The sequence below is a fragment of the Rhodococcus sp. H29-C3 genome, assembly GCF_030063405.1.
Taxonomy (GTDB): domain Bacteria; phylum Actinomycetota; class Actinomycetes; order Mycobacteriales; family Mycobacteriaceae; genus Rhodococcoides.
In genome coordinates, this window is the sequence record NZ_JASITC010000004.1 from 165,013 (window position 1) to 190,972 (window position 25,960).

A 25,960-nucleotide genomic window follows, 5' to 3' on the forward strand; every position below is an offset into this window, starting at 1 on the left:
CTTGAGGCCTCGAGCCTCCCGCGATGCCCCGAAAGGGGGTACGAGTGAACGAGTCCGGGCACCCAGTCGAACCGATCAATCCAGTCGAACCAGCAGTCACATTCACCAGCGCTGTCGGTCCACGCCATGCCCCCGGGCTGGCGGAGTATGCAGACCTTCCCAACAGCACGCCGATCACGTTCACCGAAGACGAGTACTCCCATCGCCTGGCCACAGTGCGAGAGCGAATGGCCCGGCAGCATCTCACGGCGCTGATCGTCACGGACCCGTCCAATCTCTACTACCTGTTGGGTTACAACGCGCTCTCCTTCTACACACCGCAAGTCCTGTACGTGCCGCTCGAGGGCGACCTGTACTTCTTCGCCAGGGAGATGGACGCCAACGGCGCATTCCGTACCTCCTGGCTGCCTCAGGACCAGACCTTCGGGTACCCGGAAACATTCGTGCAGCGCAAGGAAACACACCCGTTCGTATGGGTTGCACAGAAATTGCGCGAACTGGGAGTGGTCAACAACTTCTCCCACGGTCTGGTGGGCCTGGAGATGGATTCCTACTACTTCAGCCCCAAAGCGTTCGAAGCCTTGGTGAAGTCACTGCCCGAGTACCAGTTCACCGACTCGTTCGAGTTGATCAATTGGGTTCGCGTCGTCAAGAGCCCGGCCGAGATCGACCTCATGCGGGGTGCCGCGCGGGTGTGCGAATCAGCGATGGGGGCGGCCTTCGATGCGATCGGCGTCGGACTGCGGCAGTGCGACGCGGCGGCGGCGATCATGAATGCGCAGATCAAGGGCACCGTCGACTTCGGTGGCGACCATCCGGCAATTGTGCCGATGCTGCCGACCGGAGCAGGTGCGGACACTCCTCACCTCACCTGGACGGATCAGGTGTTCGTCGAAGGTGAGACCACTGTGGTCGAACTTGCCGGTGTATTCCGGCGTTACCACATCCCGATGGCCCGCACGATTGTTCTGGGTAAGCCGAGCAAGCGGCTCGACTACCTGGCTCGTGCCACCGGTGAGGCGCTGAACGAGGTCCTCGACTCCGTTCGTCCCGGCGCCAGCACCACCGAACTTGCGCAGGTATGGAACGTCAGTCTTGCCAAGCATGGACTGCACAAGCCGTCGCGCATCGGGTACTCGATCGGTATCGCCTACGCGCCCGACTGGGGCGAGCGGACAGTGAGCATCAGAACCGACGACGACACGGTCCTGACCGAGAACATGACGTTCCACATCATCGGAGGAATGTGGATGGACGACTACGGATACGAGGTATCCGAGGCCGTTCGCGTGACCGAACGCGGCGTCGAGACTTTCACCGATTTCCCGCGGCAACTACTGACGAAGGAGTGAGACATGATCGCCACCACCATTCCGTGGTCCCTGCGCACCGACAAGCTGGTGGGATCGGTGATCGACTCGTCGACATCGCTTCTCGCCGCTCAAAAGCACGATATCGTCCGGTTCGCGATGGGATCGCCTGCTTCGGAAACCGTTCCAGCCGAACTATTTTCGGAGATCGCCGCTACCGTTCTCACGGCCGATGCCATGGACTACGCGGCCACCGAGGGCGACCCGGGCCTGCTCGACGCGCTCCTGGGATATCTCGATTCGGTCGGTGAACCGTCGTCTGCTGATCGCATCGTCATCACGTCCGGTGGTATGCAGGGCCTCGATCTTGCATGCAAGCTGTTCGTCGATCCTGGGGATCTCGTGATCGTCGAAAGTCCCACGTACACCAACGGGACCGCCACCGTCCTGAGCTACGGGGGCGACGTGCTCGAAGCGCCGATGGATGCCGACGGCCTCGTGGTGGAGGCGCTGCCCGATCTGGTCGAGGCCGCAGGCCGGCTGCCCAAGATGATTTACGTCATCCCGAACTTTCAAAACCCCTCGGGCACAACGATGTCACTGGCGCGACGAAAGTTGCTGCTGGAATTGGCGCACAGATGGGGTTCGGTCATTCTCGACGACGATCCGTACGGTCTGCTCCGATTCGAGGGCGAACACATCCCGAGCTTCCAATCTCTGAGCCCAAACGATCCACTCCTCTTCTCGGTGCGGACCTTTTCCAAGATGATCGCCCCCGGGCTTCGAGTCGGTTGGGTCGACGCGGCGCCCGAGGCGCGACAGCTATTGATCAACGCCAAGCAGGCGATGGACACGTGCACCAACCTTCCGGGGCAACGAATGATCGCCGAATTCATCCGACGAGGACACCTCGCGACGCATCTGCGTTCGTTGAGTGCGGTATATCGCCCACGCAAAATCGCAATGCAACGCAGTCTCGACAAGTATTTCGGTGATCGGATCTCGAGTACCGACCCGGAAGGCGGTTTCTTTCTCTGGGCGACACTGAGAGGCGACGCCGCCGCGCTGTCCACACAGGCGCTGTTCGAAGTCGCTCTTGCCGAAGGCGTTGCTTACATTCCCGGCCCGGCGTTGTCGGTCGGCGGCAAATTCGAAGATTCCCTGCGGCTGTGTTTTGCATCTTCCTCGCCCGAGCGTATCGACGAGGGCGTCAAGCGACTGGCAGCGGCAGTGGACAAGTCGCTCTCGCTTCGATCTCTCGATTCCGTGCCGCGGACTGCACATGCCATTCGACGAAATGCCGATTCCACTCGATGAGGGGAAGATCGAACAGTCGAGCCGAACTGGAGGCTCGGGTACTGGCTGCGATCGACGAAGGTGAGCTGGTGGCGCTGGCGTCGGCGCTGATCGATGCGGGGGGAGAAAACCCCGGTGGTACCGAGGAATGCGTGGCCGAAGTGCTGGCCGACACGTGCCGCGAGCTCGGATTCGACATCGAGATCGACGAGGTTGCACCGGGACGGCCGAACGTCATGGTGTCGGTCGGGGGAAGCGAAGAACCTGGTGTGTTGTTTCTCGGGCACTCCGACGTCGTACCGGCAGGAGGCGGATGGTCGAGGGATCCCTTCGCGGCAACAGTGCGCGGCGGGCGCCTGTACGGACGGGGCGCATGCGATATGAAGGGTGGACTAGCGGCCGTCGTAGTCGCTATGGCCGCCCTGAAGCGTTGCGGTGCAGTAGGTTCCGCGCCCGTATCGTTGGCGTGTCTTGTCGACGAGGAAGATACCGGACTGGGAATTGGGTCTTTCGTACGAACAGGCAAGCGCCGTAGCTATTCTCGGTGTATCGTCGCCGAACCTACGGATCTGATGACCATCATCGGGTGTCGAGGTGCAGCGAATCTCGAGATCACCGTACGGGGGCGTTCGGCTCATGCAGGGCGGCCGTCCAACGGGCGTAATGCAATCTCGGCGGCGGCGCAGATAATCGTAGTGATCGACGCGATAGGCGAGGAACTACGTGCCGGCGCTCACCCGGTGCTGGGAGCAGCAACGTTCAACGTCGGTACTGTCTCCGGCGGAACCGGGACCTCGATGGTTGCCGACTGTGCTGTGATCACCGTGGACCGGCGGTTGCTACCAGGAGAAGATGCTCAGATCGTGGCGGCCCAGCTGCATCGACGCATTGCCGCGGCCGGGATCATCGGCGACGGGATCGAGGTAACAGTGCACGTCTCGATGGAGATGCCAGGCTTTCTGACCAGCAAAGATTCCGATATCGTGCAATCGGCTGTCACTGCAGTGGCCGATTCCGCCGGCCATCACGGCACCGATATCTGGACTGCGTCGTGCGACGGCGGTTTCATTGTGCGAGACATGGGTATTCCCGCTATCGTGCTGGGTCCGGGTGAGATCGAATTGCAGGCCCACCAGCCCAACGAGTCCGTGGCGGTGCGCCAATTGTGTGACAGCGCAGCGGCGTATGCACTGATTGCGTGCAGAAGTGTGGCGTTACCAGGTGCTATGGCCACAACGTAGGGGTTGTAGGAAACCGAGACGTACGCGCAAGTAACGTGAACCGCTGCACAGGACCAACCCGACGCTCCATTTTTTCACAAAGCGAGAGGTATTGGACAGTGACTCAGTCACCCAAAAGCCCGACAGTAGATGCAGTTGGTCACCCGATCACAGGGTATCCGCCGAACACCAAGGAACTGACCCCGAAAGAAACCAAGACTCTCCACCTCGCTATCGGTGGTTCTGCCCTCGGTAACGCCGTCGAGTGGTTCGACTACGCCGTGTACGGCTACTTGGCGGTGTACATCGCTGCGAATTTCTTCCCATCCGAGGATGGGGGAGCGAGCCTGCTCTCGACATTCGCAGTTCTGGCGGCATCGTTCATCATTCGGCCGATCGGTGGGATCGTACTCGGACCTCTCGGTGACCGAATCGGTCGCCAAAAGGTGCTCGTCCTGACCGTGACGATGATGTCCCTGGCGACCGCGGCGATCGGCATCCTGCCTACCTTCGACAGCATCGGGATCTTCGCTCCGATTCTTTTGTTGGTGTGCCGCCTGGTGCAGGGATTCTCGACCGGCGGTGAGTACGGTGGTGCGGCTGTCTTCATGGCGGAGTATGCGCCCGACAAGCGTCGAGGTTTCTTCGGTTCGTTTCTCGAATTCGGTACGCTGGCAGGCACTGTCGCAGGCGCGACGCTGTGCACCTTGTTGAACCTCGGTCTCGGAGACGACACCATGGAGGCATGGGGTTGGCGTATTCCGTTCTTGTTGACTCTTCCTCTCGGCATGGTGGCGCTGTGGTTGCGTACCCGACTCGAAGATTCGCCGGTATTCGCCGAGGCCAAGGCCGACGGCGAGACCATCTCGGAAGGCTCGCAGGGCGGAGCGATCGCCTCGCTGAAGTCCACGATGACCTACTGGCAGCGGATCCTCATTCTGATGGGTTTCGTGCTGCTACTCAATATTGCGTACTACACGGTGCTCACCTTCCTGCCGTCCTACCTCAGTGACACGTTGGGGCACAGCACCACACAGTCGAATTTCACGCTTGTCGTCATCATGCTGATCTTGATGGCCATCATCAATCCGATCGGTGCCTTGTCCGATCGGGTCGGTCGAAAGCCGCTGTTGCTCACTGCTTGTGTCGGCTATTTCGTGTTCAGTGTTCCGCTGTTTCTGCTGATCATCAATACCGGCATCGTCGGCCAGACCGTGGGTCTGCTCGGGCTCGGAATTCTCCTCGTGATCATGTTGTCTTGCGTATCCTCGACGTTGCCGGCACTTTTTCCGACGCAGGTTCGCTACGGCGCCTTTGCAATCGGCTACAACGTGTCCACTTCACTCTTCGGTGGTACAGCTCCGCTCATTCTGACATTTCTCATCGACCGGACCGGATCGAACCTGATCCCAGGCTGGTACATGATGCTGGCCGCGGCTAGTGCATTCGTACCGATTCTTCTGATGCCGGAGACGGCCGGGCGTTCGCTTCGCGGAAATCAGTGTCCCGGTGACAACGACGCCGAGTTGGCCGCTCAGGGCATCGAACTGGTCGGATACAAGTCGAGATGACGACTCGGCCGGTGGTCGTGGTATTTCACGCCGACAATGTCCCCGAAGGCCTCGAGTCGGTGGCCGAAATGGCCGACGTGCGCTATGCGACGGTGGATACCCTCGGCGACGCGGTCTCCGGAGCGGATGTTCTGCTGCTGTGGGATTTCTTCTCGCCTGCCGTACGGCAGGTGTGGGATCGGTTCGACAAGCTCGAGTGGATCCACATTGCCGCTGCGGGCGTCGATTCCCTGATGTTCGACGATCTCGTGGCTTCGGATGTGGTGGTGACGAATTCGCGAGGAGTTTTCGATAGGCCGATAGCAGAGTTCGTCCTCGCTCACATTCTCGGCTTTGCCAAGAAATCTTCGGAGTCAGCCGAGCTGCAGCGACAGCGAGTCTGGAAGCACCGCGAGACCGAACGCATCGATACTGCACACGCGATGATCGTCGGCACCGGTGCAATCGGGCGCGAGATTGCCCGGTTGTTGTCGGCGGTAGGTATGACGGTGTCGGGCGTGGGAAGAACTGCACGCGCAGGAGATGTCGATTTCGGCGTCGTTCATGCCAGTTCCGACCTCAGCGTCGTCGTGCACGACGTCGATTATCTTGTTTTGGTTGCCCCGCTGACCGAGGCAACCCGAGGACTCGTCGACGCGAGCGTTCTGGCTGCGGTGAAGCCGGGTGTGCGGGTTGTCAACGTCGGCAGGGGTGAACTGCTCGACACCGATGCGCTCGTGAAAAATCTGCGCAGCGGACACGTAGCCGGCGCTGCGCTCGATGTCTTCGACAGCGAACCACTCTCGGCGGACGATCCGCTGTGGACCACCGCGAACCTCGTCGTGACCCCGCACATGAGCGGGGATGCCACCGGGTGGCGGAGGCAACTGGCCGAAGTCTTCGTGTCCAACTTTCACCGGTATGCAAACGCGGAGAAACTTCAGAACGTCGTCGACAAGAAGTTGGGGTTCGTTCCGTAGCGTCGGGCCCGGGGATCCTCAGCGTCGGGCCGAGGAACTTCGGTTCACCGGGCACCGCATCTTGCTGGAAGAAGTCGCTGGCTACTGTGTAGGGCATGACGGTCACACCTGTTTCGGCGAACGCGACCATCGGTGAACTCGATACGCGTGAGCAGGTTCACACCGCGGCCCGACGCGCACGCGTGGCATCGAAGACCTTGGCGCTGATGACGACCGCAGCCAAGGACGCTGCGCTGCATGCTGCAGCCGATGCCCTGTTGGCGGCAGTTCCCGAGGTACTGGCCGCGAACACTGCCGATGTCGACGCCGCGCGCGCCGCCGGAACCGACGAAGGACTGCTCGACCGACTTCGACTCACCGACACACGTATCGACGGTATCGCTGCGGGCCTGCGGAAGGTCGCAGGGCTGCCGGATCCTATCGGCGGCGTCGTACGTGGTTCGACTTTGCCCAATGGGCTGGAGATTCGCCAGGTACGGGTGCCCCTCGGCGTCGTCGGCATGGTCTACGAGGCCCGACCCAACGTCACGGTCGATGCGTTCGGACTTGCCTTCAAATCAGGAAATGCGGCGCTGCTGCGGGGATCTTCGTCCGCTGCCCGTTCCAATGCCGCACTGGTCCAGGTGTTGCAGGATGCGCTGGCAGCAAGCGGTCTTCCGGTCGACGCAGTGCAACTGCTTCCGAGCGCGGATCGGTCCTCCGTCACGCATTTGATCCAGGCACGAGGGCTGGTAGACGTCGTGATCCCGCGCGGCGGCGCGGGACTGATCGCGGCCGTCGTGCGAGATGCTACGGTACCGACGATCGAGACCGGAGTGGGTAACTGCCACATTTACATTCATTCCGCGGCCGACCTTCTCATGGCCGAGAAGATCGTTCTCAATTCGAAAACTCGACGCGTCAGCGTCTGCAATTCAGCAGAGACCGTCCTGGTCGACGCGGCAATCGCCGAGACTGCCGTCCCGCAGCTCCTACAGGCTTTCCAGAGCCATAGCGTCGTCGTGCACGGCGACCTACCCGGGCTCGTGCCCGCCACCGAACAGGACTGGACCGAGGAGTATTTGTCCCTCGACGTCGCCCTCAAGGTCGTCGACGGTATCGACGAGGCCATCGCGCACATCGACGAATACGGCACCGGACACACCGAAGCAATCGTGACCGCAGACCTCAGCGCGGCCCGAGAGTTCACTGCCCGGGTCGACGCCGCAGCCGTGATGGTCAACGCATCGACAGCATTCACCGACGGAGAGCAGTTCGGGTTCGGCGCAGAAATCGGAATCTCGACGCAGAAACTGCACGCTCGCGGGCCCATGGGCCTGCCGGAACTGACCTCCACCAAATGGACCGTCTGGGGCGAAGGACATACCCGCGCGGTCTGAGAAGAAGCAGAAGGAGCAGACGTGGATCGAGCACTACCGACGTCGCCGCCGCTGTTCGCAAGCGTCGACGACGTCGTCACCCGGCTCGGCGAGACCGGCTATCTGGCGAACAAAGCCACAGCAACATCGGTGTTCCTTGCCGATCGACTGGACAAGCCACTTCTGATCGAAGGCCCGGCAGGAGTCGGGAAAACCGAACTTGCCCGTGCCGTCGCTCAATCGACCGGCGCCGAACTGATTCGACTGCAGTGCTACGAAGGCGTCGACGAGGCACGAGCGCTGTACGAGTGGAATCACGCCAAGCAGATATTGCGCATTCAGTCGAGCTCGGCCGGGCATCAGGATTGGGACGAGACGAAGCTGGACGTCTTTTCCGAAGAGTTCCTGCTTGCCCGGCCATTGCTGCAGGCCATTCGACGCGAGGATCCAACCGTTCTGCTGATCGACGAGACAGACAAGGCCGACGTCGAGATCGAGGGTTTGCTGCTCGAGGTACTCAGCGATTTCGCTGTGACCATTCCCGAATTGGGGACCATCACCGCAACGCGGAAGCCGTTCGTCATCCTGACATCGAACGCAACCCGTGAGTTGTCGGAAGCGCTCAAGCGGCGCTGCCTTTACTTGCATCTCGACTTCCCCGACGCCGATCTCGAACTGCGAATCCTCGCCAGTCGAGTGCCGGAGCTTCCGGAAGCGATTGCCGAGCAGATGGTGCGCACAATCGGAGTGTTGCGCGCGATGCAACTGAAAAAGCTGCCATCGGTGGCCGAAACCATCGATTGGGGTCGCACTGTCCTCGCACTCGGAATGGACACCCTGGACGACGACGCGGTCCGAGCCACCCTCGGTGTCGTCCTCAAACACCAATCCGACCAGATCAAAGCTGCGGCCGAGCTTCGGCTGAACTGACATGCAGTCACCTCCGCACGGTCTGCCCGGTCACCTCGTGGATTTCGTCACCGCGTTGCGTAAACGCGGGATCGCGGTCGGGCCGTCCGAAACCATCGACGCAGGTCGAGTGCTCTCGGTGCTCGATATGCTGGACCGCGAAGCGCTTCGCGAGGGGCTTGCATGCTCGCTCCTTCGTCGGCCCACGCACCGTGACACGTTCGACGCTCTCTTCGATCTGTGGTTTCCAGCGGCGTCAGGGCAACGGGACGCGGGGAAGATCGACACTGCCCTTCCGCGCGCAGCCGACGGCGAGGTCGACATCACTGCGCTACGCGAACTCATCACCGAGCTGCTCGTCGACGGCAGCCCGGAGGCGGTGAGCCTCACCGAAATGCTCGCCGCACAGATGGTCGAGGAGCTCGGGCAGTACACCTCGACGAACGGGCCGTCGTTCTCTGCGTATCAGGCGCTACGCGACGTCGCACCCGATACGTTGCTGAGCAAAATTCTCGAGGGTCTTCTCGGTAACGCGCCGACCGGTTCGGACCGGTCCTCGTCGCCGTACGAGGACGAGGTCGCCAAGCGCACCGCTGCAGCGCGTATCGCCGATCTTCGCAAGATGATCGACAACGAGACCCGGCGTCGCGCAGCGGAGCAACTCGGACGCGAGCGAGTGGCAAGTTACGGCGTTCCCAAGTTGGCTGAGGAAGTCGACTTTCTTCGTGCGTCCGACACCGAAATGGTGGCACTCAGACGCAGCGTCACACCGCTTGCCAGGCTTCTGGCCAGCAGGCTCGCTGCGCGACGCAGCCGAAGCCGCGCCGGCTCGATCGACCTGCGTCGGACCCTGCGCAAATCCATGTCCACCGGCGGCGTACCGATCGATCTCGTGCAGCGCAAGCCCCGTCGGTTCAGGCCCGAACTGGTGGTGATGTGCGACGTGTCGGGCTCGGTCGCCGGCTTCAGTCATTTCACGTTGCTGTTGGTTCATGCTCTCCGCGAGCAGTTTTCGAAGGTCCGAATCTTTGCTTTCATAGACTCGACCGACGAGGTGACGCAGTTCTTCGATTCCAGTGCCGATCTCGGCGCTGCGATGTCGCGGATCATCCGCGAGTCCGATCTGATCACCTTCGACGGGCACTCGGACTACGGAAATGCGTTCCAGACTTTCGACGACAGATTCGCCCAATCCGTCACCTCCAGGACCTCGGTGTTGATACTCGGTGATGCCCGGACGAACTACCGTGATCCGAAGGTCGCCGCCCTGGCCCACACGGTGTCGGTCGCCAAGCATGCCTATTGGCTCAACCCGGAGCCGATCGGACAATGGGGGTCCGGCGATTCCGCCGCCGATGTCTATCGCGAGGTCATCAACATGTACGAGTGCCGTTCGGCGCAGCAGCTGGCCGACATCGTGTCGAGACTGCTCCCGGTGTGATCTTCGAGCCCACCGGGACCTCCGGACGGTGTCTGGCCGAAGACGCGTTGCCGGGGCGAAGTAAGCTCGACAATCGTGCAGCAACCATCTCCGGCCGTAGCCTCCGATTCGGCAACGCGCCGAAAGCTGGGCGTGATGGGTGGAACCTTCGATCCGATCCACCACGGGCACCTCGTAGCGGCGAGTGAAGTTGCCAATACGTTCGATCTCGATGAGGTCATCTTCGTTCCGACCGGTGTGCCGTGGCAGAAAGAAGGTAAGTCTGTCAGCCCGGCCGAGGACCGGTACCTGATGACAGTGATCGCTACCGCCTCCAACCCGCGGTTTTCGGTCAGCCGAGTCGATGTCGATCGCGAGAAGCTCACCTACACCGTCGACACACTGCGCGATCTTCGCGCGCAGCATCCCACTGCGGAGCTGTACTTCATCACCGGAGCCGATGCGCTGGAGAGTATCCTCACCTGGCAGAACTGGGAGGAACTCTTCGAACTGGCGAAATTCGTCGGCGTATCGCGACCGGGGTTCGAATTGGGTGTCGAGCACCTGGCGGATCACCTGCAAGACTTGTCACCGGATGCGCTTACGCTCATCGAGATCCCTGCACTCGCAATCTCCTCTACCGAATGCAGGCTCCGAGCAAGCGAGAATCGCCCGGTCTGGTACCTCGTACCCGACGGCGTGGTGCAGTACATCTCGAAGAGAAACCTATACCGACCCAGGGGCGCACAGCGTCTCGACGGCTCCGTCACCATGTCGGAGCCTGCGCCACAAAAACAGCAACCGGCAGAGTCCGTCACCAGCGCAGTGACCGAGGACTCGAGCCTGAACAGTGGGAGAGAAGTCAAGTGACTGCAACAAACGAGGCCGTCGCAATGGCGCGAATTGCGGCACTCGCAGCCGACGACAAGCTCGCAACGAACGTGGTTGTGTTGGACGTGTCGGATCAATTGTTCATTACCGATTGCTTCGTGATCGCCTCGGCATCGAACGAGCGTCAGGTCAACGCGATCGTGGAGAGCATCGAGGACACCCTGCGCGAATCCGGTTTCAAGCCGGTGCGCAAAGAAGGCACCCGCGAGGGTCGATGGGCGCTGCTCGACTATGTGGACGTCGTCGTCCATGTTCAGCACGAGGACGAGCGCAACTTCTACGCACTCGAGCGTTTGTGGAAGGACTGCCCGACCGTGGAGGTTCCGGGGCTCGGCGAGCGCGCGGAACCGGAAACGGAGCAGTGAGCGCTGCCGTCAAGCGGCATTTGATCCTGCTGCGCCACGGTCAGACCGAATACAACGCGACGAGCCGGATGCAGGGTCAGCTCGATACCGATCTGTCGGAGCTGGGGCGCACACAGGCCAAAACTGCGGCAGCGGAACTGACACTGCGTTCGCCGCTGAGCGTGGTCTCATCGGACCTTGCTCGCGCTTTCGACACCGCCGTCGCACTCGGGGACGCCTCGGGACTGCCGGTCTCGACCGACGCGCGGTTGCGTGAGACGCACCTGGGTCAGTGGCAGGGGCTCACGCACCTCGATGTCGATGTGCAGGCACCTGGAGCGCGTCTGAAGTGGCGCGCCGACGCTTCGATCACACCACCCGGGGGTGAAAGCCGTCTCGACGTGGCCCGTCGCAGTGTGCCCGTCGTCGAAGAACTTCTGGAGCAGCTACCAGAGTGGGGGGCCGACGCCTCTGATCGACCGGTCGTGCTCGTCGCGCACGGCGGATTGATCGCCGCTCTCACCGCCTCGCTACTCGACCTTCCGGTCGATCGCTGGCCGGTTCTCGGTGGTCTCTCCAACACGAGTTGGGTACAGCTGAGCACTCACGGGGAGGGCGAAGACCTCGGTTGGCGCTTGGATGTCTGGAACGCGTCGGCGCGAGTGGCCAATGACATCCTCTGACGACTACGCACCGCCTGTGGCCGAGAAGAATGCTCCGCCGGTACTGCTGGTGCTCGCCGATTCCCTCAGTTACTACGGCCCCAAAGGTGGTCTGCCGGTTGATGATCCGAGAATTTGGCCGAACCTCGTCGCGGCCGAGCTCGGATGGCGGGTCGAGTTGGTTGCCCGAATCGGCTGGACCAGTCGTGATGTCTGGTGGGCTCTGACCCAGGATCCGCGAGTCTGGGCTGCCATCCCGAAAGCGGGTGCAGTCGTTTTCGGTGTCGGCGGAATGGACTCGTTGCCGTCACCGTTGCCGACGGCTCTACGCGAGCAAATTCGTTACGTCCGTCCGCCTGCGCTGCGGCGGGTCGTTCGAGCTGGATATCAGTGGGTACAACCGAGATTCGCGCATCTGCGCTGGCCGGTAGCGCTGCCACCGAAGCTGAGTGTCGATTATCTCGAGCAGGCGCGCGCTGCTTTGGCATACGTTCGACCGGAGCTTCCCGTCATCGGCACACTGCCCTCAGTGCATCGCAGTGACGCATACGGCAAGGTCCATGCAGGTCGACCAGCGGCCGAGCGCGCACTACGCACCTGGAGTGAGAGCACGAGCGTCCCCTTGGTCGACCTTGCAGAAGCAGTCCGCGAGAACATCTACTCCGACAACGCCAACCCGGACGGGATCCACTGGGGCTGGGACGCGCACGTCGCCGTGGCCGAAGCGATGCTGGTCGAACTTCGCAAGGCACAGGGAACCGCGCTATGACCATCGCGGTAGTGACCGATTCTTCGGCGTGCCTCGAACCTGGTGCCGCGCGCAGTGCCGGTATCACGATCGCACCACTGCACGTCTTCGTCGGCGGCGTCGATCTCCGCGAAGGTATCGACGACATCCCCGAGGACTTTGCCGCCGACGGACCGGTGACCACCGCGGGCAGCTCGCCGGGCGAGCTGGTCGATCTGTACGGCGCGGCACTCGAGCGAAGTGACGGTGCTGGAGTGGTGGCCGTCCATATCTCGCGTGGACTGTCGAGCACCTGGGATGGGGCACGGCAAGCCGCCGCCCAACTGGGTGATCGTGTTCGCGTCGTGGATTCGGCTGCTGTGGGCATGGGAGTCGGCTACGCCGCACTTTCGGCGGCGCGTGTTGCTGCCGGCGGCGGCAGTCTCGATTCGGTCTATGCCGAAGCCGTGGCGGTGTCCGCCCGGACTCGATGCTTCATCGTGGTCGATCGACTCGATCATTTACGCCGCGGCGGGCGGATCGGGGCGGCGGCAGCGTTGTTGGGGACGGCGCTTGCCATGAAGCCTGTGCTCCACCTGGCCGACGGAAAGCTCGTGTTGAAAGAAAAGACTCGGACCTCTACGAAGGCACTCGGCAAGCTCGTCGAGGCGGTTGCCGCCGTATCGGGAGAATCGGGGGTTGCGCTCACCGTTCATCATATGCAGTGCGAAGCCCGCGCGGCGACCGTTGCTTCGATGCTCGCCGACCGCATCCCGCAGATCGTCACGCTCGAAACGCTGCCGTTCGGCGCTGTTGTCGGGGCTCATGTGGGTCCAGGCGCAGTGGGTGTCGCGGTGTGCCCGCAGGTGTGACCACTGTCCTGTCGCTCGAGAGTTTTCGGTTGTGCGAGGGGTGTTGTCCACAGGCGAGGCCTTGTTCCACAGGGCAATCGGTGACCACGCAATTCTGTGCCGAAGTGATGTCGCCGTCGTTAGTGTCCGTGACATGGCGAGACCCGAAGAGCGACTACGATCACTGACTGGTTCGGGTAGCGATCCCGAGTCCGTTGAAAGTATCGATGATGCTTCGGCACAAGATAATTGGCTCGATGTAGAAGAAGGCCGCACGACGGCGCTCTCGCCGTATCTTCCGGAGCGTTGGCGAGGTGCCAGACTCGATCCGGGGCGGAAAGGCATGTTCGCATTGTGCGGCGTCGGCCTGCTCGTCGTCCTCGTGGCCGGCTTCGGGTTTCTTCGTGATTCTCCGGAAGTCGTTCCAGTGCCGCCGCTTCCGGCGGTGACACCCGAGTCCGGGGCTGCTGCGACACCGTCGAAGTCCGGTCACCCCAGCGAAGGATCGGAGCCGGTTCCTGCAGTAGACGTCGTAGTCAGTGTCGTCGGACTGGTGTCGTCTTCGGGTCTGATCCATCTGCCTCCCGGTTCGCGGGTGGCAGACGCATTGGCTGCGGCGGGAGGTCCGCTCGACGGAGCGGACGTCTTGGCACTGAACCTGGCAGCGAAGGTCACCGACGGCGATCAAATCGTAGTCGGGGCCATCCCGCCGGATCCGCGGCCTCTGGTGAGCGCAACGGTGTCGGCGGCTTCGGGAACCTCAGGCGCCCAAGCAAGTTCGAGTACGACGGAGAAGTCGGAATCGACCGGAGCACCGGTTGCCGGCAGCTCCAACACCGGCACGGTGAATCTGAACACCGCAACGGTAACCGAGCTGGATGCCCTCTCGGGAGTAGGCCCGGTAACCGCCGCGAACATCGTCTCGTGGCGTGAGGTGAACGGGCCGTTCACCGATGTCACTCAACTCGGCGAGGTCGACGGTATCGGACCCGTTCGTCTCGAGAAGCTCCGGAGCCAGGTGTTCGTGTGACCGAACCGGAGATCCGTCCCTACGATTTTCGGCTGGTCCCGTCGACTCTGCTGTGTTGGGCTGCGATGGTGTTCGGCGTGTTGGCCGGATCCGCAGCGGTGACAATTCTCGCCGCTGCGCTCGGTGTTGCCGCTGCTGTGATCGGTGTTGCCGGTGCTGCAGTGGCTTCGGAACAGTCCGTCTCGGTTCGGCGCGTGGTGCCAGGCGTGGTGGCGATGCTCGTTCTGGGAGCGTGCTTCGCCGCAGCGGCCGCAATACACGTCGGAGTATTCGAGACAAGCCCTGTCGGCCGAGCCGCAGAACGGCAGGCCTGGATCAGCGCAGCCGTGACCGTGCGTGAAGATCCGCGATCGTCACGCTCCGCTGGGCCCGAGACCGTGACGGTCCGAGCCGAGCTGACGCAAATGGATATTGCGGGCACACCACACCGCGTCGGTGGACGTGTACTGGTCATCGCACCTACCGACGGTTGGGACGACCTGGTACCAGGCCAAGAGGTGACGCTCCGCGGGCAGCTGTCCGTACCGGACCGCGCAGACCTCACCGTGGCCGTGGTGCGAGTCGACGGCCCGCCGACCTCGGTCTCGAAACCCGGACTTCTCGCCGCGGCCGCTCGGCATGTCCGATCGAATCTCGCCCTCGTCGCTTCGACGTCGTTGCCGCCGGACCGGGGCGGTCTCTTGCCGGGACTGGTGGTCGGCGACGTGTCCGCGTTACCGGAAGAGACAGCGAACAATTTCCGGGCTGCTGGTCTGACTCATCTGACGGCGGTCTCCGGTGCGAACTTCTCGATCCTGCTCGGTGCTGTCCTTCTGCTCGCCCGAGGAATCGGAACTGGCCCGCGCACAACGGCATCGGTGTGCGCTCTGATTTTGCTGATCTTCGTGGTGATCGCGCGTCCGTCTCCGAGTGTGCTGCGGGCGGCAGTGATGGGAAGCATCGGACTGCTGGCACTTGTCACCGGACGCAGGCGCCAAGCGGTACCAGCTCTGTGTACCGCGGTACTCGGACTGATCGCCTGGTGGCCGGAACTTGCCGTGGACTTCGGGTTCGCGCTGTCGGTGTCGGCGACGGCAGGTTTGGTCGTCTTGGCTCCGGTGTGGGTGGACTGGCTACGCAGACATGGATGGGGGAGAGCGAGCGCCGAGATCGTGGCGGTGGCAGCCGCCGCCCACGCGGTGACGGCACCAGTGGTGGCAGGGATGTCGGGCACGTTCTCAGCGGTCGGTGTGGTGGCGAACGTAGCCGTGGCTCCACTCGTGGCGCCCATCACAGTGATCGGTGCGATCGTGGCCGTCGTAGCGACCTTCGCCACCGGTGCCGCATCGCTGATAGTTCTGGTGGCATCCGCCCCACTGTGGTGGTTGATCTCCGTCGCACAGTGGGCCGCGTCGGTACCCGGGGCCGGGTTCGAGATCACCAGCGGCGTTCCCGGTGCCGCAGCGGTGGTCGGTGCGCTCGTCGTCCTCGTACTCGCACTGCGCTTACAACTCGCCCGCTGGATCCTCGGCGGTCTCTGCGTAGTCCTCGTGTTGTTCTGGCTCACGGGACTTCGGGCGTGAGAGCTGCATGGAGTTCGGAAAAGGTCGGACCGGCATGGCACGATCGCACATGTGAATGCGAATACCCCACCTGCAGCCCTCCATCTCGTCCTCGGCGACGAGGAGTTGCTGATGGACCGCGCAGTAGCGTCGATCGTCGGGCAGATCAGATCGACTCAACAACCCGGTGAAGATCTCCCGGTGACGAAGCTTCGTGCCGGTGACGCCAGCGCCCCGGAATTGGCCGAGCTGCTGAGCCCCTCGCTCTTCGCCGAGGATCGGGTAGTAGTGCTCGAGGCCGCGGCCGAAGCAGGTAAGGACGCAATGGCCATCGTTGTCGATGCGGCGGCAGACCCGCCGGCCGGCGCAGTGCTGATCGTCATGCACTCTGGCGGTGGGCGCGCAAAGGCTCTGGTCGGATCGCTGCAGAAGAGTGGGGCCGTGACCCACGAGTGCGTGAAGCTGACCAAGGCATCCGAGCGAGTGGACTTCGTCAAACGCGAGTTCACCGCCGCACAGGTCCGGGTCAGCGGTGACGTAGTCGACGCAATAGTCGAGTCGGTCGGTTCCGAACTCCGCGAACTAGCCGCTGCATGTTCGCAGTTGATTGCCGACACCGGTGGCAAGGTCGATGTCGCCGCTGTACGTCGGTATTACTCCGGCAAAGCAGAAGTGTCCGGCTTCGACGTCGCGGACAAGGCAGTAGCGGGGGACCGTCCCGGCGCGTTGGAGGCCTTGCGCTGGGCGCAGCACCGGGGTGTGCCGCACGTGCTTCTGGCCGATGCGTTGGCAGATGCGGTACGCACCATTGCGCTGGTGGGGTCGGCAGGACGCGGAGATCCCTTCCGGATGGCGGGAGAGCTGGGCATGCCGCCCTGGAAGATCAAGAAGGCACAGGGGCAGGCCCGCACGTGGAACGGTCGAACGATCGCAGAAGCCTTGCAGATCGTGGCTCAGCTGAATGCAGACGTGAAGGGGCAAGCCGCCGATTTCGACTACGCCGTCGAGCGTGCAGTGTCAGTGGTGGCGGAACTGAGCAGCAGGTAGGGCACGCAAAAGAACCCGCTCGGCAATCCGAGCGGGTTCTTTTGTTACGTGAAGATCAGAGCTTGTTGACCGCGAGAGCCAGTGCCGACTTCTTGTTGGCCGCCTGGTTCTTGTGGATGACGCCCTTGCTTGCTGCCTTGTCGAGCTGGCGAGCTGCAGTGAGGAGCAATGCCGAGGCCTTGTCCTTGTCGCCGGTCGAAGTGGCATCACGGAAGGAACGGATGACCGTCCGCAGCGAAGACTTCACCGACTGGTTGCGCAGTCGCTGACGCTCGTTGGTGAGAATCCGCTTCTTCTGGGACTTGATGTTTGCCACGCGTAAATCCTTCTGTCTTCGTCGGTATTCCGGTCAGGGCGATCCATGCTGAAATGCCCGAAGTATGCTGCCGAGCTGTTGGGCCCAGCGCCGAAGGTCGAGAATACCAGCACTGGCAGACATAACCTAAATCGGCGACGTTCTCGGCATGGATGCCGAGGGCGGAGGCTGAAAAACTCTCTCTGTGGAGTGCTGATCGGAAGTCGCTGCCGGTGGCAGGTCCACTACCTGAATGTGTGGTGGAGATCACATGATTGACGTATCCTACTGCTCGACAGAATTTGGTCGGGAATACCTTCTCATCAAGGTGGGGACATGTCGACAGCACAGGAGTATGCGGAACCGGAAGTAATCTCCGACACGAAAAAGTATGTCGCGGAGGCGATCGGCACCTTCGTGCTCGTGTTCACCGCCGTCGGTACGGCAGTGTTCGCGGGGGATAAAGTCGGAAACCTCGGCGTTGCACTCGCTTTCGGTCTGACACTGCTGTTTCTCGTCTACGCGATCGGCCCGATCTCCGGTTGCCACGTCAATCCCGCCGTCACCATGGGGCAGTTGTTACTGGGGCGGTTGTCGATCGCCAAAGCGGGGCTCTACGTCCTCTCTCAAGTAATAGGCGGACTCATCGCAGGCGCGACGCTGTTCGCGGTCGCGAACAGTCTCCCGTCGTACGACCGAAAAGTGGACGGACTCGGCGCAAACGGTTGGGGCGCGCACAGCCCCTCTGCAATCAAGGGCCCGCTCGGGGGTGTGCTGGAGAACGGTTACGGCATCGGCGCCGCGATCGTCATCGAGGTGCTGCTGACCGCGCTGCTCGTTTTCGTGGTGTTGGCGTCGACCGATCAGATCTCCGACGTTCCACTGGCGGGGGTATCGATCGGATTCACACTCACCGTCATCCACCTGGTTGCCATCCCGATCGACAACACGTCGGTGAATCCCGCTCGAAGCCTCGCCGTCGCGGTGTGGCAACCCGGTGCGCTTTCTCAGGTCTGGCTCTTTGTCGTGTTTCCGCTGCTAGGCGGAGCGTTGGGTGCCCTCATCTATCGCGGCGTGTTCGGCCGATACAACCGTCTCGACTCCTGAATCAGGTCCAGCTGAAGTCTGTGCGCAAACGTGACGCCACGATGTCGAACTTCGACTTGTTCAGTACCGCACCTTCGCGTCGAATCCCTGATTCGGGGACGTCGAGGACCCGATCGAGTCGAATCCAACTAGGCCGTCCCTCGCTGTCCCAGGAGCCCGAACCGATGGCGACCCAGTCTCGTTCACCATCGCGCTTGCTCTGACTCGACAGCATCAATCCGAGCAGGACGTCGCCATCGCGTCCGACCACGAGGACGGGCCTGTCCTTGCCCTGATTCACGTCTTCTTCGTAGGTGACCCAGGTCCACACGATTTCACCGGGATCGGCTTTCCCATCGAGATCGGGGGAGTATTCGACCCGTCGTGCGCGATGTGCGGTCGGGACCGTGTGCGACGCAACCGGACGCCCTGGATCGACGGTCGGACCGGAGGAGGTTTTACTCGACAGGGCATCGATGCCCTTCTGGAGGGCGCCCGAACTCTGAAGTTGACGGAACAGTCTCGGGCCCTCGCGCCGCGCGATCCTGCTCAATTCCTTACCGAACTTGCTCCAGTTCCCAGCCATGCGACAACAGTCTAGTCATTCCGCGCGAACGGCCAGCCGGGGAAGTCTTCGAGCGCGAGACGTGGGAAGATGGGGTCTGTCCGTTCGCTCCTCTCCCCGGCCAAAGGATCGTAAGTGCCCAGCTTCGCCGACACGACGTTCACCGATCCGTCCAGGATCAGGAACTTCTGCATCATCGCCCACATCGACCATGGCAAGTCGACGCTGGCAGATCGGATGTTGCAGCTCACGGGCGTCGTCGATGACCGATCGATGCGGGCTCAATACCTCGATCGTATGGACATCGAGCGTGAACGCGGCATCACGATCAAGGCGCAGAACGTTCGCCTTCCGTGGTTGGTCGACGGCGAGGAGTTCGTACTCCACCTCATCGACACACCCGGCCACGTCGACTTCACCTACGAGGTCTCTCGTGCGCTCGAGGCCTGTGAGGGGGCAGTGTTGCTGGTCGACGCCGCGCAGGGGATCGAAGCTCAGACGCTCGCGAACCTGTATCTTGCGCTCGAAAAAGAGCTGACGATCATTCCGGTCCTGAACAAGATCGATCTTCCCGCAGCGGACCCCGACCGCTATGCCGCCGAGATCGCGCACATCATCGGTTGCGAAGCGGAAGACGTACTTCGCGTGTCTGGCAAGACGGGTGTCGGCGTCGAGGAATTGCTGAACGAGGTCGTCAAGCTTGTTCCCGCGCCAGTCGGGAATCCGGACGGGCCGGCGCGGGCAATGATTTTCGACTCCGTGTACGACACCTATCGTGGCGTCGTCACCTATGTCCGAGTGGTCGACGGGGCTCTCAATCCCCGCGAGAAGGTCACGATGATGTCGACCGGCTCGACTCACGAACTTCTCGAAGTCGGGATCGTCTCACCCGACCCGAAAGCGACCAAGGGTCTCGGCGTCGGCGAGGTCGGGTACCTGATCACCGGCGTCAAAGACGTTCGACAGTCGAAGGTCGGCGATACCGTCACCACGGCGCGCAAGGGCGCGACGGAACCCCTCACCGGTTATCGCGAACCCCGCCCGATGGTGTACTCCGGCCTGTACCCACTCGACGGTTCCGACTACCCGGACCTGCGTGACGCACTCGAAAAGTTGCAACTCAACGACGCTGCACTCACCTACGAGCCCGAGACCTCGGTCGCGCTCGGATTCGGTTTCCGCTGCGGCTTCCTCGGGTTGCTGCACATGGAGATCACCCGTGAGCGCCTAGAACGCGAATTCAACCTCGATTTGATTTCCACCTCCCCGAACGTGGTGTATCGCGTCGAGATGGAAGACAACGCCGAACATGTGGTGGTGAATCCGTCGTACTGGCCTGAGGGCAAGGTGCGCGACGTCTTCGAGCCGATGGTGAAGTGCACCATCATCACCCCGAGCGAGTTCATCGGTTCGATCATGGAGCTCTGCCAGGGCAGGCGCGGCGAGCTGGGAGGTATGGACTATCTGTCGGAGACGCGTGTCGAACTGCGCTACACGATTCCCATGGCCGAAATCATCTTCGACTTCTTCGACATCTTGAAGTCGCGTACCCGTGGCTACGCGAGCCTCGACTACGAGGAGATCGGCGAGCAGAGCGCAGCTCTGGTCAAGGTGGACATCCTCCTTCAGGGCGAGGCAGTCGACGCCTTCTCGGCGATCGTGCACAAGGATGCCGCGGCCGCGTACGGAAACAAGATGACCACCAAGCTCAAAGAGTTGATTCCGCGCCAGCAGTTCGAGGTGCCCATTCAGGCTGCTATCGGGTCCCGGATTATCGCTCGCGAGAACATCCGCGCGATCCGTAAGGACGTGCTCGCTAAATGCTACGGCGGTGACATCAGCCGTAAGCGCAAACTCCTCGAGAAGCAGAAAGAGGGCAAGAAGCGGATGAAAACCATCGGTCGGGTCGAGGTTCCGCAAGAAGCCTTCGTTGCCGCATTGTCTTCGGAGTCGTCGACGGACAAGCCGAAGAAGTGATTCGCTCCACGGTCATCCTCGACGGGCTTCGTGTCCCGGTGATCAGTGCGCCGATGGCCGGTGGGCCCTCGACCGTGGAACTCGCGTCAGCGGTGTCGAACGCGGGTGGACTGGGAATGCTGGGCGGTGCCCTACTCGACGTCGATAAGCTTGCCGCGCAGGTAGATTCGATGCGAGGCATCGTTTTCGGCGTCAACTTGTTCATCCCGGACGACCCGACAGGCGCCGATGTCGCTGCGTATGCGCGGCATCTCGAGTCATGGTTTGCGCGGTACGACGTCGAACCGGGGGAGTTGCCGCGCCGCGACGACTACTACGCCGACAAATTCAGCTGGCTCGTCGAGCACCCGGTTCCCCTCGTGACTAGCACGTTCGGCACGTTCAGTGCTGCGGAGGTCGCTGCGCTGCACGAAGTAGGCACTGAGGTCTGGTGCACCGTGACGAGCGGGTCGGAGGCGCAGGAGGCGCAAGCCAACGGGGTGGACGCACTCGTGGTGCAAGGCCCCGAAAGCGGCGGCCATCGAGGAAGTTTCGATGGTTCGGCCCCGAATGTTCCGTTGACCGGCGTACTCGAGGCCGTGCGGGCGGCGTCGATTCTTCCACGTATTGCTGCGGGCGGATTGATGGACGGACACGACATCGCACCGCTGGTGTCGTCAGGATTGGCGCACGCCGCGCAGCTGGGCACGGCCTTTCTCGATACCCCGGAGGCCGGTACCAGGGCGGTCCACCGAGAGCAGCTGAGGAAGGCGTCCGGCACCGCGGTGACCCGCGCGTTTTCCGGCCGTCCAGCACGTGGGCTCGTAAACGAGTTCATCTCGGAGAACTCCGACGTGGCACCGCTGGCCTACCCGGACGTGCACTACCTCACAGGCCCCATGCGGGCCAAGGCTGCCGCTGCGGGTGATCCGTCGGGGCTGTCGATGTGGGCAGGCACGGGCCACCTCAGAGCCAGGGCGGTCCCCGCTGCCGAGCTGCTGGCCGAATGGGCGCAGCAGCTACGGCGTTGATGGTCCGGCGTCGAGTGGCCGGTATTGAGGGAACTCAGTGGGCGTGCGCGGGCTTGAAGTGTCCGCTGGCCTGAGCTTCCTCCGCTCGAATGACGTGGACAACGGCATTGATGAGCGCTAGGTGAGTGAATGCTTGCGGGAAGTTGCCGAGGTGCCGACCGGTCTTCGCATCGAGTTCTTCGGCGTAGAGCTTCAACGGACTCGCGTATCCCAGCAAACGTTGGCACAGATGCTTGGCACGTTGTAGGTGGCCGATCTCCACGAGCGCCGACACCAGCCAGAAAGAACAAATGGTGAAGGTTCCTTCTTCGCCCGCCAGACCGTCATCGGTCGTGTCGACGCGATACCTGAGCACCAACCCGTCCTCGGTGAGTTCGTCGGCGATGGCCAACACTGTCGCCTTGATGCGTTCGTCGTCGGGTGGGAGGAATCTGAGCAACGGCGCCAGCAGCAATGACGCGTCCAGAGAAGCGTGTCCGTACCGCTGAGTCAGCACCCCGCGAGAGTCGACGCCATGCTCGAGGATATCGGCTTTGATCTCGTCGGCAATATCGTTCCATTGGTCGGCATAACCGCTCTCGCCGTGAATTTCGGCAAGCTTCGAGCCGCGGTCGAGCGCTACCCAGCACATCATTTTGGACGAGGTGAAATGTTGCGGTTCGCCTCGCACCTCCCAGATTCCGCGGTCGGGCTTGCGCCAGTTCGCGATCGCTTCTTCGACCTGTCGCTTGAGTAGCGGCCACAAGAACTCCGGTACATGTTCGCGTGACTTCACATGGAGGTACACCGAGTCGAGCATCGTCCCCCAGATATCGTGCTGCTCCTGGTTGTACGCGCCGTTTCCGATGCGGACCGGTTGTGCGCCGTCGTAACCGGACAGGTGGAGCAGCTCGCTCTCTTCGAGAGTCTTCTCACCGCCGACGCCGTACATCACCTGGAGTGGGTTGGCATCGCCGTTCTCGGCCCTGGACACATCGGCCATGAACGAGAAGAAATCGTTGGCTTCGCGGTCGAGACCGAGCGTGTAGAGGCCCCACAGAGCGAAGGTCGAGTCGCGTACCCAGGTGTACCGGTAGTCCCAATTACGTTCTCCACCGGGTGTTTCCGGCAAAGATGTCGTCGACGCGGCCAACAGGGCGCCGGTGGGTGCGTAGGTGAGACCCTTGAGAGTGAGCGCACTGCGCTGCAGGTAGGCGCGCCACGGATGGTCGGGGAACCGTCCGATGGTGATCCACTGACGCCAACATTCGGCGGTACGCCACATCTTCTCGGAGGCTTCTTCGAATGTTGCAGGTGCGGCGAGATCGGACCATGAGAGCGCCACGAATATGTTGTCACCCTCGGCCATGCGGGTACGAGCGCGAGCTTCTCGGCCCTCGATGCCGATACGAAGGTTGGTTGTCAGGGTCAGCGTCGGCTGGTCTCCGTCAGTACTGGCCTCGCATGTAGCTGTTGCTTGCTCGTAGACCTTGCCGGTGTACTCCCACTGCGCGGGAGCACGGTGGTAGTCGAATGCAGGCTCGCAACTCATCTCCAATTCGACGGTGCCGCTGACACATTTGACCGTGCGGAGAAGGATGTGCTCGGCATCCCAATCGGTCGGTGCCCGCTTGTGTGACCGGGAACGCTGATCGGTGTTGTGCCACGGACCCATCACCAACGCATCGCGGACGACGAGCCATCCGGTCTCGGTCTGCCACGTCGTCTCGACGATCAAGCCGCCGGGCAGATAGCGTCGGGCAGCTGGAACCGACTGGCCGTACGGGCCGACCCGAAAGTGGCCGGCGCTACGGTCCAGTACCGCACCGAACACGCTCGGGGAATCGGGGCGTGGGATACACATCCACTCCACCGAACCGTTCCTGGCCATGAGGCATGTCGTCTCGCAATCGGACAGAAACGCATAATCGTCGATCGGAGGGAATGCGCTTCGATAGGAGGTGAGGCTGGAAACTGGGGCCTCCGTACTGGACAGAGCACCTTGTGAGTGGTGCCCGTCGGCGTCGGGTACCCCCGCTGCCAGGACAGTGCCGTCGGTTACGGGAACTACTGTCGACTCGTTCTCGAATGCCGTCATGATCCAATCATCATCGGTGTGGGTGCCCGTCGTCCACCGCCGGGCTTTCTCGGCGTGGCGGACCGATAGAGTGAGGGGCGTGGATGCGATAGCGACCTGGTGGGACGGGATCGAACTGTGGATCATCGCTCTCCCGTTCATTCCACAGTCGCTCGTAGTGCTGCTGGTGGTCGTACCCGTTGCATTCGGGCTCGCGGTCCTGTTCGACCGAGTTCTTGCAGCATTGCTGCGAGTGCTGGGTCGAGATGCTCACTCTCAGGCCGAGCTGGAAGCCCCATTTCAAGAAACGTCGAAAACGGAAGGCCACTGATGCCACGGTCGAGGGTCTCGCTAGCACTGTTCGCTTTACTCGTTCTCGTCGTGATCGCCTGGTTTCTGACCAGGTAGTCGACGTATATACGCCGGGGCCGATCGAGGAATTAGAGTCCACCAGGATCCTCTGCTAGATTTCTGTCCGTGTCTGCCGCTGCCGAGTACCGAGTCCGCCATGAGTTGGCGTTGATTGCGGTCGGCATGCTCGCAGTTGCCGATATCGACTGTTGTCCATAGACCTCCTGGCGCTCGGGCCCTGTGACGGTCAGGCGTCATAGCCTGCTTGCTCGCTGCGACCTGTCGTTGGCTGCGCTGCTTGTTCGACGTGGATGCCGGACATCTCTCCAGGCGACCGGCCGCCTCTCTACTTTCGCTGCGCTGGTCTCTCGTTCCGCGCATGCGTGCCCGCACACCGTCCTCTCGTACAGCCGCGAATCGGCTTCGAACGGACTGAACAGATGAAAGGCTCCTTTTCGATGAGACACAGCTCTCGCTACCTGCTCACCACCTTCGTTGCGGTGGGAACTCTCGTTCTTTCCGCCTGCGGAGGTGGATCCAGCGACGTCGTCGGTGACTCGGGCGGATCCTCGGGCGGCACCGCCCTGACCCTCGTCGGTTACGCAGTGCCAAAGAACGGCTGGGATGCGATTGGGCTTGCATTCGCGGGAAGCGAAGCGGGCGAGGACAGTTCGATCAATGCCGACTACGGCGCCTCGGGCAACCAATCACGCAAAGTGGTCGACGGTGCCCCGGCAGACATCGTGAATTTCTCCGTCGAGCCGGATGTGACACGGTTGGTCAAGGCGGGCAAGGTCGACGAGGATTGGAACCAGAACGCTTACGGCGGTGTGCCTTTCGGTTCGGTCGTCACCTTGGTCGTCCGTGAGGGGAACCCGAAGAATATTCGAACGTGGGACGACCTGCTCGCCCCTGATGTCCAGGTCATCAGCCCGAGCCCGCTCAGTTCCGGTTCGGCCAAGTGGAATCTGCTCGCGCCGTATGCGGCAAAGAGCAACGGCGGTCAGGATCGGCAGGCGGGTCTCGACTATGTTCGCAAGCTCGTCTCGGGACACTTTCCGGTGCAACCGGAGTCGGGTCGCGCGGCGACCGAGGCGTTCCTGCAGGGGCAGGGCGACGTGCTGATCAGCTACGAGAACGAGGCACTCCTCATCGAAGAGCAGGGCGAGAAGGTCGAGCACATCGATGTGGCCGATACTTTCCGAATCGACAATCCCGTAGCTGTGGTGAACACCAGCGGCCAGCTCGAATTGGCCAATGCGCTCAACGACTACATCTATACCGACGAGGGACAGAAGATCTGGGCGGAGGCCGGATTCCGCCCCGCCAACCCGGACGTTGCAGCCGAGTACTCCGACAAGTTCTTCACTCCGGAGAAGCTGCGGACTATCGGCGATCTCGGTGGTTGGAGTCAGGTCGACGCCGATTTGTTCGGTGACAGCGGTGCGATCACGACCATCTACAGCGAAAACACCAAGTAGCAA

The 25,960-nt window shown here is 62.2% G+C and carries 25 protein-coding genes; 22 read left to right on the forward strand and 3 right to left on the reverse strand.

The genetic code is table 11. From position 1 onward, the window contains the following. Nucleotides 1–23 precede the first annotated feature (23 nt). From QMK32_RS10940 to holA, 16 genes are all read left to right on the forward strand, one after another. Nucleotides 24–1,352: a M24 family metallopeptidase gene (locus QMK32_RS10940; protein ID WP_283474921.1), complete on the forward strand. Its 1,329-nt coding sequence runs from the start codon at nucleotides 24–26 to the stop codon at nucleotides 1,350–1,352. Nucleotides 1,353–1,355: 3 nt separating this feature from the next. Next, nucleotides 1,356–2,627, forward strand: a complete 1,272-nt coding sequence (locus QMK32_RS10945) for an aminotransferase-like domain-containing protein (protein ID WP_283474922.1) — start codon at nucleotides 1,356–1,358, stop codon at nucleotides 2,625–2,627. Continuing rightward, nucleotides 2,624–3,847, forward strand: a complete 1,224-nt coding sequence (locus tag QMK32_RS10950) for a M20 family metallopeptidase (protein WP_283474925.1) — start codon at nucleotides 2,624–2,626, stop codon at nucleotides 3,845–3,847. The genes QMK32_RS10945 and QMK32_RS10950 overlap by 4 nt, the downstream gene beginning before the upstream one ends. A 98-nt stretch (nucleotides 3,848–3,945) precedes the next feature. Then, nucleotides 3,946–5,397: an MFS transporter gene (locus tag QMK32_RS10955; protein WP_349307560.1), complete on the forward strand. Its 1,452-nt coding sequence runs from the start codon at nucleotides 3,946–3,948 to the stop codon at nucleotides 5,395–5,397. After that, nucleotides 5,394–6,356, forward strand: coding sequence for a D-2-hydroxyacid dehydrogenase (locus QMK32_RS10960; RefSeq protein ID WP_283474927.1), 963 nt, complete (start codon nucleotides 5,394–5,396; stop codon nucleotides 6,354–6,356). The genes QMK32_RS10955 and QMK32_RS10960 overlap by 4 nt, the downstream gene beginning before the upstream one ends. A 95-nt stretch (nucleotides 6,357–6,451) precedes the next feature. Continuing rightward, complete coding sequence (locus tag QMK32_RS10965; protein ID WP_283474929.1) at nucleotides 6,452–7,735, forward strand: glutamate-5-semialdehyde dehydrogenase; 1,284 nt, start codon at nucleotides 6,452–6,454, stop codon at nucleotides 7,733–7,735. Between the two features lie 21 nt (nucleotides 7,736–7,756). Beyond that, the gene (locus QMK32_RS10970; protein WP_283474930.1) at nucleotides 7,757–8,644 is read left to right on the forward strand and encodes an AAA family ATPase; all 888 of its coding nucleotides are present in this window, start codon (nucleotides 7,757–7,759) and stop codon (nucleotides 8,642–8,644) included. 1 nt (nucleotide 8,645) lies between these two features. After that, nucleotides 8,646–10,064, forward strand: a complete 1,419-nt coding sequence (locus tag QMK32_RS10975; RefSeq protein WP_283474932.1) for a vWA domain-containing protein — start codon at nucleotides 8,646–8,648, stop codon at nucleotides 10,062–10,064. Between the two features lie 75 nt (nucleotides 10,065–10,139). Then, nucleotides 10,140–10,913, forward strand: a complete 774-nt coding sequence (nadD, locus tag QMK32_RS10980) for a nicotinate-nucleotide adenylyltransferase (protein WP_283474934.1) — start codon at nucleotides 10,140–10,142, stop codon at nucleotides 10,911–10,913. Further along, nucleotides 10,910–11,299 (forward strand): ribosome silencing factor, encoded by a 390-nt coding sequence (rsfS, locus tag QMK32_RS10985; RefSeq protein ID WP_084344710.1) that lies wholly within the window; start codon nucleotides 10,910–10,912, stop codon nucleotides 11,297–11,299. Before nadD ends, rsfS begins: the two co-directional genes overlap by 4 nt. After that, complete coding sequence (locus QMK32_RS10990; protein WP_283474937.1) at nucleotides 11,296–11,961, forward strand: histidine phosphatase family protein; 666 nt, start codon at nucleotides 11,296–11,298, stop codon at nucleotides 11,959–11,961. The genes rsfS and QMK32_RS10990 overlap by 4 nt, the downstream gene beginning before the upstream one ends. Continuing rightward, nucleotides 11,948–12,709, forward strand: a complete 762-nt coding sequence (gene octT, locus QMK32_RS10995) for a diglucosylglycerate octanoyltransferase (protein ID WP_283474939.1) — start codon at nucleotides 11,948–11,950, stop codon at nucleotides 12,707–12,709. The genes QMK32_RS10990 and octT overlap by 14 nt, the downstream gene beginning before the upstream one ends. After that, entirely contained in the window at nucleotides 12,706–13,539 is an 834-nt protein-coding gene (locus QMK32_RS11000; protein WP_283474941.1) for a DegV family protein, read from the forward strand. Before octT ends, QMK32_RS11000 begins: the two co-directional genes overlap by 4 nt. A 133-nt stretch (nucleotides 13,540–13,672) precedes the next feature. After that, nucleotides 13,673–14,548, forward strand: coding sequence for a ComEA family DNA-binding protein (locus tag QMK32_RS11005; protein ID WP_283474943.1), 876 nt, complete (start codon nucleotides 13,673–13,675; stop codon nucleotides 14,546–14,548). Then, nucleotides 14,545–16,110: a ComEC/Rec2 family competence protein gene (locus QMK32_RS11010; protein ID WP_283474945.1), complete on the forward strand. Its 1,566-nt coding sequence runs from the start codon at nucleotides 14,545–14,547 to the stop codon at nucleotides 16,108–16,110. Before QMK32_RS11005 ends, QMK32_RS11010 begins: the two co-directional genes overlap by 4 nt. Nucleotides 16,111–16,161: 51 nt before the next feature. Continuing rightward, nucleotides 16,162–17,136, forward strand: coding sequence for a DNA polymerase III subunit delta (gene holA / locus QMK32_RS11015; RefSeq protein WP_283474946.1), 975 nt, complete (start codon nucleotides 16,162–16,164; stop codon nucleotides 17,134–17,136). Between the two features lie 55 nt (nucleotides 17,137–17,191). On the opposite strand, the gene rpsT is transcribed toward holA, so the two are convergent. Next, a complete protein-coding gene (gene rpsT, locus QMK32_RS11020; RefSeq protein WP_084344722.1) occupies nucleotides 17,192–17,452 on the reverse strand; it encodes a 30S ribosomal protein S20 in 261 nt (86 codons plus the stop codon). Nucleotides 17,453–17,767: 315 nt separating this feature from the next. Here rpsT and QMK32_RS11025 point away from each other — a divergent pair, with 315 nt between their 5' ends. Next, a complete protein-coding gene (locus tag QMK32_RS11025) occupies nucleotides 17,768–18,538 on the forward strand; it encodes an aquaporin (RefSeq protein ID WP_269304319.1) in 771 nt (256 codons plus the stop codon). Between the two features lies 1 nt (nucleotide 18,539). Here the strand turns inward: QMK32_RS11025 and QMK32_RS11030 are convergent, their stop codons facing one another. Then, nucleotides 18,540–19,103, reverse strand: a complete 564-nt coding sequence (locus QMK32_RS11030) for a type II toxin-antitoxin system PemK/MazF family toxin (protein WP_283474947.1) — start codon at nucleotides 19,101–19,103, stop codon at nucleotides 18,540–18,542. A 114-nt stretch (nucleotides 19,104–19,217) separates the two neighbouring features. On the opposite strand from QMK32_RS11030, the gene lepA reads away from it, so the two are divergent. Further along, nucleotides 19,218–21,059, forward strand: coding sequence for a translation elongation factor 4 (gene lepA / locus QMK32_RS11035; RefSeq protein WP_269304317.1), 1,842 nt, complete (start codon nucleotides 19,218–19,220; stop codon nucleotides 21,057–21,059). Further along, nucleotides 21,056–22,069, forward strand: a complete 1,014-nt coding sequence (locus tag QMK32_RS11040; protein ID WP_283474948.1) for a nitronate monooxygenase — start codon at nucleotides 21,056–21,058, stop codon at nucleotides 22,067–22,069. Before lepA ends, QMK32_RS11040 begins: the two co-directional genes overlap by 4 nt. A gap of 34 nt (nucleotides 22,070–22,103) precedes the next feature. On the opposite strand, the gene QMK32_RS11045 is transcribed toward QMK32_RS11040, so the two are convergent. Continuing rightward, a complete protein-coding gene (locus tag QMK32_RS11045) occupies nucleotides 22,104–24,146 on the reverse strand; it encodes a glycoside hydrolase family 15 protein (protein ID WP_283474950.1) in 2,043 nt (680 codons plus the stop codon). Nucleotides 24,147–24,225: 79 nt separating this feature from the next. On the opposite strand from QMK32_RS11045, the gene QMK32_RS11050 reads away from it, so the two are divergent. The 3 genes from QMK32_RS11050 (at nucleotide 24,226) to QMK32_RS11055 (ending at nucleotide 25,957) form a co-directional block, all read left to right on the forward strand. After that, on the forward strand, nucleotides 24,226–24,456 hold the full coding sequence (locus tag QMK32_RS11050) for a hypothetical protein (protein ID WP_283474952.1): 231 nt from the start codon (nucleotides 24,226–24,228) through the stop codon (nucleotides 24,454–24,456). Nucleotides 24,457–24,602: 146 nt separating this feature from the next. Next, the gene (locus tag QMK32_RS25265; protein WP_349307561.1) at nucleotides 24,603–24,695 is read left to right on the forward strand and encodes an Ms4533A family Cys-rich leader peptide; all 93 of its coding nucleotides are present in this window, start codon (nucleotides 24,603–24,605) and stop codon (nucleotides 24,693–24,695) included. A 239-nt stretch (nucleotides 24,696–24,934) separates the two neighbouring features. Beyond that, complete coding sequence (locus tag QMK32_RS11055) at nucleotides 24,935–25,957, forward strand: sulfate ABC transporter substrate-binding protein (protein WP_283474954.1); 1,023 nt, start codon at nucleotides 24,935–24,937, stop codon at nucleotides 25,955–25,957. The last annotated feature ends 3 nt before the right edge of the window (nucleotides 25,958–25,960 follow it).